The following is a 13,031-nucleotide window of genomic DNA, read 5'->3' on the forward strand; positions in this document are numbered from 1 at the left end:
CTATCCTCTGGAAAATTCATTCGTACCTTCCCCAGCCTGTTGCACCTTATATTCGAGGAGAAGCATCCCACTGGGATAGGCACGGTGCCGAACGAGCTCCAAACACCGACGTATCCCGTGTGGAGGGAGCAACTGCACCCCACCTCCCAGAAGAATCGGTATAATTGCCGGTTCGAATGTATCAACCAGATTCCAGGCGAGAAGTTGGGAGAAGAGATTCCCTCCGCCGTAGAGCCAGATATCTCGACCAGGTTGCCCACGAAGCTCTCGGACTCGTGCTTCAAGTCCCTCGCTCACGATCTCAACATCAGGATGGTCCACTGGCCGAAGCGACCGTGAGGCCACGATCACTTGCTTTCCGCGAAAGCTCTCGCCCGTTGCGCGTACGATCTCATACGTGCGTCGCCCCATCAGCAACGTGTCAAATTGCGCATACAGCGCCTCAAAATCGAACGAGGGCTCTGGGGTAATCCAATCAAAACCATCGTTCGGTGCCGCGATATAGCCATCCATGCTACACGCGACCTGGTATCGCACCCGTCTCATCCAATGATCACCTCCACCTTACATTCATATTTTCTAAGTTGCGGCAATGGACGTGTTAGCTGAAGTATTCCCTCGCCCCTTTATAGTCTTAAGACTATATCTCTTCAATTTGAATAATAATAGTACTAACAATTGTTCTAAATCACGAAGGGTGGTACACTATGGATAAAGATAAGGCTAAGGCTGAGGGGGATGTTGATATGGCTATTCCAAAAGAACCTAAAGACAGCGCACAACCAAACTCTTCTAATGAGCATAAGCGACAAGTTGCTAAAGCACTTAAGGAAGTTACTTCAGATCATTCCAAGCTCCTTAAGAAATTAGCCGAGTAAATATGCATGATATAGAACTCCTCTATATAGAGGATATCCTTGCAATTCACGAAGAAGCCATCAAATCCTTTGGCGGGAGCCTTGAGTTATATAAAGATTTTTGTCAAAAATCAGGAGTATCCTTGACCAACAATATCCCCATTTTGATCATGAAAAATATCCTACAGTCTATGAAAAGGCGGCAATGCTCTGGTATTTCCTAACAAAAAATCATTGCTTTGTGGATGGTAATAAACGAGTTGGCTTTTATGCTGCCTCAATCTTACTTAAAATCAATGGATACTCAGATAATGTTGACGACGATGAAGCCTATGCTAAGGCTATTCAAATATCATGTTCCCAATTAACCGGCAAGGCCTTAGATACCTATATCCTCGAACTGTCACATTGGCTAAAAGAGCGATTTCCTAAGTAGCAGATCTCATTTATTGGGGTCTCTGTTTTTTTAACGTTTTCGCCATTCCCACAGTATCCTAAGGCAACCACCCTGAGTTAATCCCCTTAAGTCGCCAAACTATGAACGGTTTACTGAATCCACAAAATTTATCATGGGATGTTTCTCATATTCTTCTCTTTTATGTTTCTCATGCTTATCCTGTTCATCTTTCATATCCACAATTTCACCTTCCTATTAGTTTAGTCAGTGGCGAGTTAGCCACAAAATCCTACAAACGTGTAAAAATCACACCAATTCCTAATCCGCTCATGGACGCACCTATTTTAAATCTTCTAAGTGGCAAATCATGGGCATACTACTTATTGGACGGTTGTTTAGAAGGTGATATGATGAACAATGAAGGAAATCATTTTGAACCTAAGGAGGAGGAAACATTGAGTGCCGTTACCAAAGAACAGGGCTATAAGAAATTATCCTTAACTCCTAAACAGTTAGAAAAGGCCACTGTAAAGCCTCTTGCCATTAAGAATGGGAAGTTGTTATTTGACAAGAGCAATAAAGATCACCGTTATATTGTTGAAGAAGAATAATGTCATCGCCAATGTTTTTAACCAAACCTTCCTGGGTACAAGGCTATAAGCTGATTCCTTTAATGAAATCAGACCTAAGCCAATTAATCAACGCAGATGGCTTCATCAAAAAAATCCCTGAATTGGATTTTAATTTTATAATAGCTGAACTGGAGCGGATACAAAAGAGTTTCGCTCCAACCTGCTGCTTTCAATGCCTTACGTTCCTTAGTTTCTGATCAACCCTTAACGTAATAGCCAATATCAAATAGCCTATTGAAACCGGCAGAAAAAACCTGAATAGACCAGGGGTTCCTGCTAAGTACAAACTAAGGGGCAGGGAATAAATAAACGCAACACAGCTCAACCAAAACATCCCATACAGTGAGGCAACACCTACCATAAGCGCCGGTAGTCCAAGGCCAAAAAGGGCTACTGGTATTGTTTCCTTAGCGGTACCGCCAACATATGGATTAAATAAACAAAGTATCACACTTAAAGCAATCCCGCTTACAGAAGCAACTATCCCCACCAATACCCCTACTCTGCCAATGATAGTCATTTCTCGAAAAGACTGTATCATGCCTTTCACTGTGGCTCCCCCCTTTTCTTTGTTACAACTGTGAATTTATAGCTGCAAAAAAGACGACCCTAAAGCTAATTCCCCCGTTCACCCATACGTAGACTATTTGACACCGAAGTCCTCACTCCTTTTTTAAAAAAGGCTCCTAAAAAAACTGGTGCACTCGTGGCAGCCCTACACCCACAAAGCAAGCTCAATAAACATGTCCCCAAATGCGACAACGTTGTCGCATTTGGGGACAAACCTCCTTAGTCACACTCACCGCGCTCTTCTGGAATGACCATGACTTTCCCCTCCGAAAGACTCTCTCCATCCATGAATTCCTTCTCGCCCTCCTGTTGTGCTTTAAGCAGGATATCCATGGCATCGGCGACTTTAGCCGCCAATTGAAAATACATCCTTTTATAATCCGTCATGTTCCTCTATTACCCCCTACGTCAAGCAGCGGCAGGGCAGCCGGGATCATGCCCGGTCCTGCCGTCTGCTTTGATAGGGGAAATTAAAAAGCGCATGCGAGGTTTTTTCACCCTACACATGCGCTATGCTTCGTTATCTGCTGAAATCCTAACACCCAGCCCCAATCAACCGGAAACAAACCGGCTGTGAACAGACAAGAGCTCCGCATCATCAGTCTGCGAACACTCCCCTTCCGCTCCCTGGGTCAGGAATAGGCTGTATCCCCTGTTGCGTGAAGCCGCACAGTCTCTTCTGCCGACAGCCAATATCTCATTATACCCACTCCATCTTCCGGCACAGGTGCTTCGCTTGTGCAGAAAGGAGCCCCATTGTATAATAAGAATGTCGTCGTGGACAGCTAGACTGTTACGTGTAGGTGCTGGTACCACCTGCTCGTGCCTGAGGGTGCTCTAACACTCTTAGGTCACGGCGACTTTTTAATTTCCACCTAGTCCTAATTATAGCTTTTTTAAGGGAAAATGCAATCTTTAGACCTCTTTTTCTTGGGGTCCTATTTCTTTTTGAGGCCACACCCCTCATCCTCAAAAAGGGCTGTCCGAAATAAGTACGCGCGTACCTATTTCGGACAGCCCTTCTCCTTTGCACAGTTGCAGCTCTTCTTTTGAAGGCATCCTGACTCTTAATTGCCCTACCGCACCCTGAGCTGCCAAAAAGCCACGGCGCTGGCTGCAGCAACGTTCAAAGAGTCCACGTTATGGGACATAGGGATGCACGCGGTGTAATCGCAGTCAGCAATCGTGCCGGGCGCCAGTCCATTACCTTCTGAACCCAATACGATAGCAAGTTTTTCTTCTGCCATGAGCTGGGAATCGTCTATGCTGACAGCCTTATCATTTAAAGCCATGGCAACTGTCTTAAAGCCCAACTTGCGCAGAATCTTCATGCCCTGCTGCGGCCACTGGGAGAGCTCGCTGCCAATACGAGCCCATGGCACTTGAAAGATGGTACCCATGCTCACCCTCACCCCACGCCGGCACAATGGGTCACAGCATGAAGGGGTAAGCAGCACGGCATCGATGCCTAGAGCCGCAGCCGAGCGAAAAATGGCTCCCATGTTGGTGGAATCCGCAATCCCTTCAAGCACAGCCACCCGACTTGCATCGGCACATACCTCCTCAACGCTGGGTAAATGAGGGCGCCGCATGGCACACAGCACACCGCGGGTCAACTGAAAGCCAGTCAGCCCTGCCAGCAGGTTTCTATCGGCAGTATAGACGGGGATATCTCCGCAGCGGGTGATTATACCGCGCGCCTGCCCTGCAATATATTTGCGCTCCATCAAAAGTGAAATAGGCTCGCATCCCGCGTCGAGGGCAAGTCCAATTACCTTGGTACTCTCCGCAATAAAGATGCCCATCTCCGGCTCCAAGCGGTTGCGCAGCTGCGTTTCCGTCAGGCGAGCAAAGACATCCAAATTGGGCAATGAAAAATCGCTTATCTCAATGATATTTGACATCTTATCTCCTTATGTTCGAGGTTGGGCGCCCCCATACTCAGAAGTCGCCATAAACGGCGACTCTTTAATCATCTTTAAATATTTTCTAACCTTCTAAATTTATTATTAAACAGCTTAAGCTACCTATTTTATATATGAACATTCAGTACCTGTATTCAATATATCCATGAATTCTTTTAATTCTAACCTTTCACAACCTAACTTAAATGAAGTACTTTGTGAATAAAATATATCTAAGTGATTAAGAGGATGAATTTTCCCGTCTTCATTTTTCTCATCATAATCATAACGGATATAACTTGGCTCAAATGTAAACAGCTCCATTAAAATCTGATTTAGATCTCTCTCATAAGATTTAATATCTAAATTTAAATCTATCAGTGTCAATTCTATTAACTGAGAAAAATCTAATAAAAGTCCATGCCTACATTCTCGTTCATCAAATGCACCGTTAGAACAAATAGATCTTAAAATTGCTATATGTGAACTCTTTATCATTATTCCACCATTAAATGTTTCAAGTTGATAAATACCATTTTCCTCAGATATTCTAAATGGAAAATTAAATGTGAAATGCTTACAAATATAAGAATCTGAATTTTGAATGCTAAAAAAACATCTTTTCATATTGTCCAAATTAATAGATATTTTGCCAAAACCATTATCTCTTAAAGGTATATTTACAATAATTAATGAACTCACTTCAATTAAGAGTTCAATTAATTGACTTTTGGTTTTAATTCTTCGACGAATTAAATCGAAAATCTTTTGATTTATATTGAATTCAATTATCTTTTCCATTTATAAGCTCCAAGTTCTTCTCTATAATCATTCTTATTAATCCTTCTTCTAAAATTTCAGAATCATCTGTTGCATATGCATCTAAAATCTTTAGCATTTTCTCTCTCTTTTTAATAGGGATTTTAAACTCTAAGAACAGTTCTTCCACAATTTCTTGATAAGTTTTATATGTTGGATCATTAATTTGTAATTGTTCCTTAGACATTATATCTTCAGGTTCAGGTCTAACTATAGATAAACTATTATCTTTAATAATCCCTTCTAATTGTGGATTCCAAATTTCGAACAAATCAGAATTATAAGTAGACATAACTAAATAAGATGAGATAAATGACCTGGTTAAAGTCATATAAAGAGTATTTCTAGACTTAATATTTTTTTCAATCTCATTAGTTACAACACATATTAAGAAAGGGAATTCTAATCCTTTAATATTATTTCTATTACTTATAAATAAGGTATCCTCAATCTGTCCTTTATTGTCATAACCTCTATTTATCTCCCAGTTAAATTCATTTCTAATTAATACGCCCAAAACATCAATCATTCTGTAAATGCTATTACTATCATCGACAAAAACAATTGCAATATCATCAGGCTTAACTGTAGAATGTTTTGCTTTAATCTCACCTATTAAACTTATAATTTTATTTAAGATATTGTCATATTCTACACAATATAGTTCAACAGGCTTTATTTCTTGCATATCTTCTATATCCTCAAATCGTCTTATTTTTTCTCGAGTTAATCTATAATTATCATTGTTCTTTCTTATCTGATATCCACATGCCTCCCACTCTCTATCACTTAACCAATTAACTACTGGCCTTTCAAATAGAGCTAACCCTATTGCATGTGAGAACATCAATGTTCTAGGATCAGTTCTATAGCATTTGTTCAGAAGAAAATCAGGATCCACCTTTGAATAATCATTATCAAATATATTTTGAAATATATCCCCAGCTATATAAACAGCCTTTTTTGTTACCATTTCGCACAATTCAAAAAACTCTTCAGTAAAGTCTTGGCTTTCATCAATTAGTATGTAATCAAAATACGGTTCGAGATCTCCATTTACTTTTCTTTGCTTCAAGAATTTTACTGCATCTGCGCAAATTCCGGCAAATGTCTTTCCTCTAGAATAACGTTGAAATGGTATACCATATCTATTACAGATAAGCGCATAAAGCCCAGAATGGGGATAGTTTTGAGATCCCCAACTTCCGTGAACCCATAATCTCTCATTCCATTGAATTTGTTCCTCTACCCTCATAAATGTGAAGAATTGAGGTACTCGCATTCTTAGGTTGCTAGATAAAGTTTTACTATGACAAGTAAATGAAATTTTTGACTTGCTTTCCCTAACATATAATTCTTTTAGTTTATGCAATAACAACTCTGTTTTACCCGTACCAGCTAATCCTTGAATAACAATCCTTCGTTCATTAACTTTTTCAAAGATGAAACGTGTTTGATCACTATCAAATAAAACTATCTTTTGTTTAACTTTATCCAAAATATTTTCAGGTTCATCTATTCCGATATTTACAATTGGGTTAATACTTCCAATTAATAAAGAAATTAATAATTCAGAAATTCTCTTTTGAACTGGATTTGATAGTTTATAAATATTAATCTTTTCTATGAAATCCTCGGCATCGAAGTTTTCATAGTTTATTAACTCTATTTGGTTACGCTTCCAATCCCTCGGCCTACCAATTTTGTCCTTATATGTAAACTTGTCAGAAAGGTGACTTAAATCTTCAATAAAATCTTCGCAAAAGTATTCGAATTTTTCGTCGTTACTTTTACCAACATTGACAATAAGTATTTTATAGCCGGGAATAAGAACATTAACTACATTCTTATAATCATAATTATACTTTTCCTCGCCGAGTGGTTCTAGAATAGCATACGTTTGAATGGAGTTATCATTGGCGAATGTTCTAAGTGCTTCAATTAATAAAGCATTCTCTTCATTTATTTCTACCTGTGAATAAAAGTAATTTTTACTCATTTTTTTACCTACCCTTAAATTTATAAATCATATCATCAAAAGTTATTGTTAAACTTATTCTACCAAATTATACATGTAATTGTTATATCTTAAAAGTACATCTTTAAGTCACTCCGCGCCATGACAGCAAATTCTTTGCAACCAATTTCATTTAACGTCCTGAGGAGTCCCGCAGCGTCCCAACCATACTATCATCCTCCAGTTGCGGGACTCCTCTGTTATGTGATGGATGGTGCCCCATGACTCAGAGCTACCAAGGAAGGCAGCCCTTGAATCTAATCATCTGTCCAGTACCCGTTATTTTTTATGATATTCTATAGATTCTAAGTTCCTAATATTAAGAAACTTATCAACATCATCTTTATTATTTATTATCAAAGAGCTTGATGCTTCATGAGAAGTATTTACTAACCAAAGAACTTCTCCTTTCCTAAAAGACAAATCTTCTGGTAAAGCTGGCTGTACCCAAGAATGTAACGAATTCGAAGCCTTTTTTATAATTCGCTTTGCCTGTTTATCGGTCCTAAAGTAATAAACCAATGCAGGCCTTCCACCACCTAATAATGTCCCTGGCCATTCATATTGTTCCTTAACTTCTATAAGTGAGGGTGACAATCTTTCTAAAACATTTTTTGCATTTTGTGATACATACATATCTTGTCTTAAAACTAATATAAACTCATCACAGCATTCAAACGCTAGGTCAATTAGATCATGATATACTTTGCCTTTTGGATCAGCAGAGATGAAAAACATCGATTAACCTCTCTTTCACAAACAACTCCGACCATAGAAAACCGGCTTTTGCACCATCTATCATATAACGTTCTGCGTGTTCTTGAAGTCTGGTTACTACATTCATATCTTCTCAGATTTTGAGAACATGCCCTTATAGGACGTATCGTGCCCCGTGACTCAAACAGCGCCAAGGACGGTGCTGCCTATAAATTACAAGTAAACAAATAAATCGCAAAAGAATACTGCAACACATATAATGATTTTGATTATATATTTGCATATATCATCAAAATCTTCAATAAGTATCTAGAACCTGTTTTATCTTTCCATCGAGCACCATTTTGCTTATAGATTCCGTAAAAAGCCATTCAATGATCTTGATTCCATTGCTCTTTGATTTGAGTTTTTTCTTTTCATCGAGAGCTAATCTGTGTTGATACCCTTCTTCACCTCCGAAAAAGTCAACTGACTGGAAGTGCTGGATGCCCTGATACTCAATCGCAATGTTTAGAGAGGGTATGAAGATATCATAACGCTGGGGAGAAAGCCAGTCCGGTGAATATTGGAATCGGGCATCTTCAAAATGTTTCTTTACCAATTTGTACAATTCAAACTCACTTTTCCATTGTTTCGGTAAATTCCGTGTAATGAGCAAGCCCTCATAGAGTAAATCCAATTCTTCGCGAATTTTTTTCCGTTCTTTCTTAAAAACCTCACTCAGAAGCCAGTAGTTGCTGTCACTCATATTAAGATTATAGCCTTCCCCTATGAGCCGTTGAAGAGTATGTTTCATTTTAATGTTAGAAAGGTAACTTGTGCATTTTCTATATTCACGCTGCATTGGAATCATATATTCATGCCGTAAAAACTTGGCCAACTCTGCATCCGTAGCAAAGCTAAGACGCTCTTTCAAAATCCCAATAACTTCTCGGCACTGTTCATGTTCTTCTTCAAAGAGCATTTTTGTTTGAACATTATAAAAGTGAGCAATTTCTAGGCTTTCAGAATGGATATATCCTGGCATCCTATTAGCTCCCCCAAAATTATGTAAACTTAGATTTCCGTCATAGAAGCAAAAACCCTCGATCTTTCGAATATCCATATTAAATATATCTATTCCAGATAAGGTTTGCCGATTTGGGAAGTTACTATAACATCCAAGAAGTAGCTCCATCTCATGAATTTGTTCTTCCGTAAAAATAACCTCATGGTTTTCACTATCGTCATCAGGGAACAGATTTTCCAAAATCGTATATTTGAACGCCCTTTTAGCTATTTCACAAGCTAGGTAAAATCCCTTCATTGGGACTCGTTTAAAATACAGCTTATACAGTTCCAATAGCTCATCCTCTTCCTTTTATATATAACTTTAAAACTCCATTTTCATCGCGCCAAGGACGGCGCGACCCTTACACGATATGTCGTATAACGTCATTTTACCGCAACATCAATACGCCTTTTCTGCCACCCCAAAAGAATTACCGCATGATATTGCAATAATACTGCCTCTATAAACAACTTCAAATGTATCTCTCCAAATCCCTTTATATAACTATTAGACACCGGAGCCTTCACTCCTCTTTCCTGAAAGATAGCATTTTAAGAACTCCTTCCATCGGACGTACTAAAAAACATGCTCCCGTTAAGGCAGACAGGCCATAAAAAACCTGTCACCCTAACGGGAGCATCTATTCTCTATCTACATACCTCAGCCAATTCCAATCGCTCAGCATCAAGCATACTCCACACAAGAACTACTGCGGCATAAGAAAAGCCCTTACTCCCCCGTCGGCACAGCCCGGCTTCCCGGCTTAACAGCCGGAATCCCTTCAGCACAAAGAGGGCAGCTTTCAGGGTCAAATGATTCAATCTCTATCTCCAACAACGAAGCCAGAGGCACACCAAAATCAGCTTTCCCGCCGCTCCGGTTCACCAGCACCCCTACTCCCACAGGTTCCGCCCCATAGGCTTTGACCACCTCTATAACCTCCCGGACCGAACCCCCGGTAGTGATCACATCTTCCACCACCAGGACCTTTTGGCCAGGTTGGAGTTCAAAGCCCCGTCGCAGCTTCATTTCTCCATTCTCCCGCTCGGTGAAAATGGCTTTGGTTCCTAAAGCCTTGCCGACTTCATGAGCGACTAAGATTCCCCCCATGGCCGGCCCGATCACCAGGTCAATCCCCTGGCCCCGGAAGGATTCCGCTAAAGCTTCTCCCAAGCGGGCTGCATGATGGGGATATTGCAAAACTTTGGCGCATTGCATATATTGGCGGCTATGTCTCCCTGAGGTCAGCCGGAAATGCCCTTCCAATAAAGCTTCACTTTCTTTGAATATGTTTAAAACCTCTTCAGGGGATAAGGATTTATTAGATACTGTCATAAATTCCAGACTCCTTTCCAATCGATGCACTTTATGCTCGTTCTTAATCCCAAAGCTGCTCCAAAGCCTGCCTTGGATTGGCCGCCTGGGTAATGGGTCTGCCTACCACCAGATAAGAGCTCCCCGCTTCCAGGGCTTCTTTGGGAGTAAGTGTACGGGCTTGATCATGGGTTTCACTGCCTTTGGGGCGAATCCCCGGCGTAATGACCACAAAATCCGGTCCTACATGCCGGCGGAGGATGGCGCTTTCTTGAGCCGAGGCCACCACCCCGTCAATACCTGCCTTTTGACCCAGTTCGGCCAGGGCAACCACCTGCTCCGGCAGGGTTCTGCCCACTCCCAGATCCTGCTGCAGCCTCTCTTCATCAAGGCTGGTCAGTACCGTGATGCCGATAATCTTCATCCGCTCCTCAGCATTCTTTTGCTTTTTCACTTCATGGGTAGCCTGGACCGCCCGGGCCATCATATCATGACCGCCGCTGCAGTGAATAGTGAGCACATCGGCGCCATATCCGGCCAGAACCCGTACCGCACTTTCCACCGTATTGGGGATATCATGAAGCTTCAGGTCCAGGAAGATGGGGAACCCTTTGTCCTTCAGTTCTCGGATAATGCCGGCACCTGCAGCATTATAGAGCTCCATCCCCACTTTAAGCCAGCAGCCGCTCCCCTGAAGTTGGTCAGCCAGGGCTAAAGCCTTCTCCCGGCTATTCACATCCATAGCCACCATGACCTTTTTATTGTTCTCCGACACTGTTCTTTCCAGCTCCATCGCCATCTTCCTTTCTTTCCGCCAAGTCTACCCTTTTCGCTACTCCCAAAAGGCGATATTCTCCGAAAATGCTCGTCCGCCACACCGCTGACAGCCGCTTTCATCCTCCGCCAGCACCAACTGCACTACAGCAGGCAAAGGTTATATCCGGACCCACAACCTACAAAGCCAGTCCCACTATCTCCTCCACAGAGGCAAAGCCCTGACGGCGGCAATACTCCTCGATCCCCTCTATGACCTCCAGGGGAGCGAGAGGGTTGACAAAATTCCCGGTGCCGATGCTGACTGCTTTGGCTCCGGCCAGCATGAATTCCACGGCATCCTGCCAAGTGAGAATTCCCCCCATACCGATGATGGGGACTTTTACAGCCTGGGCCACCTGCCACACCATCCGTACCGCCACCGGACGAATGGCCGGTCCTGACAGACCACCCATCTTATTGGCTAAAAGGGGTTGACGTTTTTCAATATCGATGCTCATCCCCAGCAAAGTATTGATCATGGATATGATATCTGCGCCTCCCCGCTCCACTGCTTTGGCCATCGCCACAATATCCGTGACATTGGGGGACAGCTTGGCAATCACGGGGAGGTCCGTCTTTCCCCTGACCAAGGCAATTACTTCTTCCGCACTGTCCGGATGGGTGCCGAAATGCATTCCCCCATGCTTGACATTAGGGCAGGAGATATTGACTTCCAGGGCATGAATTCCCGAGCCGGATTGAAGAGCACTGGCCATAGTCTCATAATCCTGTAAGGAAAATCCGGAGATATTGGCAATGACCGTAGTCGGCAGCTCCCGCACCCTGGGGAGATAGGAATGAAGAAACTCCTCAAGACCGGGGTTTTCCAGACCAACCGAATTGAGCATTCCTGCCGGAGTCTCGGCCAGACGCGGCAAAGGATTCCCTAGGCGTGGCTCCGGGGTAAGCCCTTTGAGAGTAATTCCGCCCAATTTCTCAACCGGGCAATAGGGAGCATACTCTTCTCCGAAGCCATAAGTGCCTGAGCAGGTGAGCACAGGATTTCTCAAAGTTAATGGTCCTAGATTCACTTCCAGATTAACCTTCTTCATGGCGTTATCTCCGCTCTTTTCACTGTTCATAATCCCAGAGCACCTCCTTCCCTTGGAAGACCGGTCCGTCCTGACATACTTTTCCCCTGTAAATCCTACCGCTGTTTTCATCCTTTAAGGTGCACACGCAACCTAAGCAGGCTCCCACCGCGCAGCCCATCCGTTCTTCCAGAGAAACCTCCACAGAGGCCCCGGTTTGCAGAAAGTGCTCGCTGACAGCCTTCATCATCACCTGAGGGCCACAGACCGCCACTGAACATCCCGGCCCTTGGGCAGCCATTGAATCAGGGGAATTTTCGCGAATAAGGTCCAAAACATTGCCTTTGGCCCCGATACTTCCGTCCATGGAACTCAGGAAAACCGGGATACCGGCATCCTGCCAAAGCCCCAGCCCGGCAGCAGCAAAGAAGTCTTCATCTTCCCCGCCCCAATACAAACGTACAGGAATATCTTTCGCACGGGCCGCCTTGGCTAAAGGAAGGAGGGGAAAAGCACCGATTCCCCCCGCAACGAGGATAAGTTCTCCCTGCTCAGGCAGGGTAAAGCCATGGCCCAGGGGGCCCATCAGACTTAAGCTTTCCCCCGCCTTGACCTTGGCTAACACTTCCGTGCCTTTGCCTTTAATCCGATAAAGCAGGGTGAGTTCCCCGCCTTCCCGGTCAATATCCGCAATGCTGATGGGGCGGCGCAAAAGAGGATCTATTCCCGTGGAGACCTGCACATGAACGAATTGCCCCGGCTGCCCTTCCCGGGCAATCTCGGTCCGGAGAACCAACTTCATGATTTTATAGCGGGGATCACCCATGATTTGGTGAGAAACGACTTCAGCCTTATCCAGCATTTCCATCCCGTCCTTTCCGGCGTTTTATTTATCCGATCTAATCT

Annotated in this window: 15 protein-coding genes; 3 read left to right on the plus strand and 12 right to left on the minus strand. The window is 43.0% G+C overall.

Annotation, left to right across the window (positions count from 1 at the left end; genetic code table 11):
- Positions 1–546 carry a dihydrofolate reductase family protein gene (locus DHAF_RS19970; RefSeq protein ID WP_015944943.1) on the minus strand — a complete coding sequence of 182 codons (546 nt, stop codon included), beginning with the start codon at positions 544–546 and terminating at the stop codon, positions 1–3.
- 161 nt (positions 547–707) lie between these two features.
- Between DHAF_RS19970 and DHAF_RS26185 the strand changes: the two genes are divergently transcribed.
- The 3 genes from DHAF_RS26185 (at position 708) to DHAF_RS26470 (ending at position 1,865) form a co-directional block, all read left to right on the plus strand.
- A complete protein-coding gene (locus DHAF_RS26185; RefSeq protein ID WP_005811419.1) occupies positions 708–878 on the plus strand; it encodes a hypothetical protein in 171 nt (56 codons plus the stop codon).
- Between the two features lie 184 nt (positions 879–1,062).
- On the plus strand, positions 1,063–1,293 hold the full coding sequence (locus DHAF_RS26465; protein ID WP_242660010.1) for a Fic family protein: 231 nt from the start codon (positions 1,063–1,065) through the stop codon (positions 1,291–1,293).
- 101 nt (positions 1,294–1,394) lie between these two features.
- Positions 1,395–1,865 (plus strand): hypothetical protein, encoded by a 471-nt coding sequence (locus tag DHAF_RS26470; protein WP_242659904.1) that lies wholly within the window; start codon positions 1,395–1,397, stop codon positions 1,863–1,865.
- Between the two features lie 190 nt (positions 1,866–2,055).
- Here the strand turns inward: DHAF_RS26470 and DHAF_RS19985 are convergent, their stop codons facing one another.
- The 11 genes from DHAF_RS19985 to DHAF_RS20030 form a co-directional block, all read right to left on the minus strand.
- A complete protein-coding gene (locus tag DHAF_RS19985; protein WP_041272131.1) occupies positions 2,056–2,427 on the minus strand; it encodes a hypothetical protein in 372 nt (123 codons plus the stop codon).
- Between the two features lie 248 nt (positions 2,428–2,675).
- Positions 2,676–2,843 (minus strand): hypothetical protein, encoded by a 168-nt coding sequence (locus tag DHAF_RS26190; RefSeq protein WP_015944948.1) that lies wholly within the window; start codon positions 2,841–2,843, stop codon positions 2,676–2,678.
- A gap of 689 nt (positions 2,844–3,532) precedes the next feature.
- Positions 3,533–4,360: a TrmH family RNA methyltransferase gene (locus tag DHAF_RS19990; RefSeq protein WP_015944949.1), complete on the minus strand. Its 828-nt coding sequence runs from the start codon at positions 4,358–4,360 to the stop codon at positions 3,533–3,535.
- A gap of 123 nt (positions 4,361–4,483) precedes the next feature.
- Positions 4,484–5,161, minus strand: coding sequence for an STM2766 family helicase-associated protein (locus DHAF_RS24790; protein WP_015944950.1), 678 nt, complete (start codon positions 5,159–5,161; stop codon positions 4,484–4,486).
- Positions 5,145–7,178 (minus strand): STM2767 family DEAD/DEAH box helicase, encoded by a 2,034-nt coding sequence (locus DHAF_RS20000; protein WP_015944951.1) that lies wholly within the window; start codon positions 7,176–7,178, stop codon positions 5,145–5,147. Before DHAF_RS20000 ends, DHAF_RS24790 begins: the two co-directional genes overlap by 17 nt.
- A 297-nt stretch (positions 7,179–7,475) precedes the next feature.
- A complete protein-coding gene (locus DHAF_RS20005; protein ID WP_015944952.1) occupies positions 7,476–7,934 on the minus strand; it encodes a hypothetical protein in 459 nt (152 codons plus the stop codon).
- 277 nt (positions 7,935–8,211) lie between these two features.
- Complete coding sequence (locus tag DHAF_RS20010) at positions 8,212–9,255, minus strand: hypothetical protein (RefSeq protein WP_015944953.1); 1,044 nt, start codon at positions 9,253–9,255, stop codon at positions 8,212–8,214.
- 438 nt (positions 9,256–9,693) lie between these two features.
- A complete protein-coding gene (pyrE, locus tag DHAF_RS20015; RefSeq protein ID WP_015944954.1) occupies positions 9,694–10,299 on the minus strand; it encodes an orotate phosphoribosyltransferase in 606 nt (201 codons plus the stop codon).
- Positions 10,300–10,342: 43 nt separating this feature from the next.
- Complete coding sequence (gene pyrF, locus DHAF_RS20020; protein WP_015944955.1) at positions 10,343–11,071, minus strand: orotidine-5'-phosphate decarboxylase; 729 nt, start codon at positions 11,069–11,071, stop codon at positions 10,343–10,345.
- 160 nt (positions 11,072–11,231) lie between these two features.
- Positions 11,232–12,176, minus strand: coding sequence for a dihydroorotate dehydrogenase (locus tag DHAF_RS20025; protein WP_015944956.1), 945 nt, complete (start codon positions 12,174–12,176; stop codon positions 11,232–11,234).
- Positions 12,166–12,993, minus strand: a complete 828-nt coding sequence (locus DHAF_RS20030) for a dihydroorotate dehydrogenase electron transfer subunit (RefSeq protein WP_193345572.1) — start codon at positions 12,991–12,993, stop codon at positions 12,166–12,168. Before DHAF_RS20030 ends, DHAF_RS20025 begins: the two co-directional genes overlap by 11 nt.
- Positions 12,994–13,031: the final 38 nt, after the last annotated feature.

The sequence above is a fragment of the Desulfitobacterium hafniense DCB-2 genome (genome assembly GCF_000021925.1).
Taxonomy (GTDB): domain Bacteria; phylum Bacillota; class Desulfitobacteriia; order Desulfitobacteriales; family Desulfitobacteriaceae; genus Desulfitobacterium; species Desulfitobacterium hafniense.

Excerpts from the sequence above, each read along its gene's own strand:
- DHAF_RS20000 (WP_015944951.1), bottom strand. The coding sequence starts at position 7,178 with ATGAGTAAAAATTACTTTTATTCACAGGTAGAAATAAATGAAGAGAAT.
- pyrE (WP_015944954.1), bottom strand. The coding sequence starts at position 10,299 with ATGACAGTATCTAATAAATCCTTATCCCCTGAAGAGGTTTTAAACATA.
- DHAF_RS19985 (WP_041272131.1), bottom strand. The coding sequence starts at position 2,427 with ATGATACAGTCTTTTCGAGAAATGACTATCATTGGCAGAGTAGGGGTA.
- DHAF_RS20030 (WP_193345572.1), bottom strand. The coding sequence starts at position 12,993 with ATGGAAATGCTGGATAAGGCTGAAGTCGTTTCTCACCAAATCATGGGT.
- pyrF (WP_015944955.1), bottom strand. The coding sequence starts at position 11,071 with ATGGAGCTGGAAAGAACAGTGTCGGAGAACAATAAAAAGGTCATGGTG.
- DHAF_RS19970 (WP_015944943.1), bottom strand. The coding sequence starts at position 546 with ATGAGACGGGTGCGATACCAGGTCGCGTGTAGCATGGATGGCTATATC.
- DHAF_RS20005 (WP_015944952.1), bottom strand. The coding sequence starts at position 7,934 with ATGTTTTTCATCTCTGCTGATCCAAAAGGCAAAGTATATCATGATCTA.
- DHAF_RS20025 (WP_015944956.1), bottom strand. The coding sequence starts at position 12,176 with ATGAACAGTGAAAAGAGCGGAGATAACGCCATGAAGAAGGTTAATCTG.
- DHAF_RS26190 (WP_015944948.1), bottom strand. The coding sequence starts at position 2,843 with ATGACGGATTATAAAAGGATGTATTTTCAATTGGCGGCTAAAGTCGCC.
- DHAF_RS26470 (WP_242659904.1), top strand. The coding sequence starts at position 1,395 with ATGAACGGTTTACTGAATCCACAAAATTTATCATGGGATGTTTCTCAT.
- DHAF_RS26465 (WP_242660010.1), top strand. The coding sequence starts at position 1,063 with ATGCTCTGGTATTTCCTAACAAAAAATCATTGCTTTGTGGATGGTAAT.
- DHAF_RS19990 (WP_015944949.1), bottom strand. The coding sequence starts at position 4,360 with ATGTCAAATATCATTGAGATAAGCGATTTTTCATTGCCCAATTTGGAT.
- DHAF_RS26185 (WP_005811419.1), top strand. The coding sequence starts at position 708 with ATGGATAAAGATAAGGCTAAGGCTGAGGGGGATGTTGATATGGCTATT.
- DHAF_RS24790 (WP_015944950.1), bottom strand. The coding sequence starts at position 5,161 with ATGGAAAAGATAATTGAATTCAATATAAATCAAAAGATTTTCGATTTA.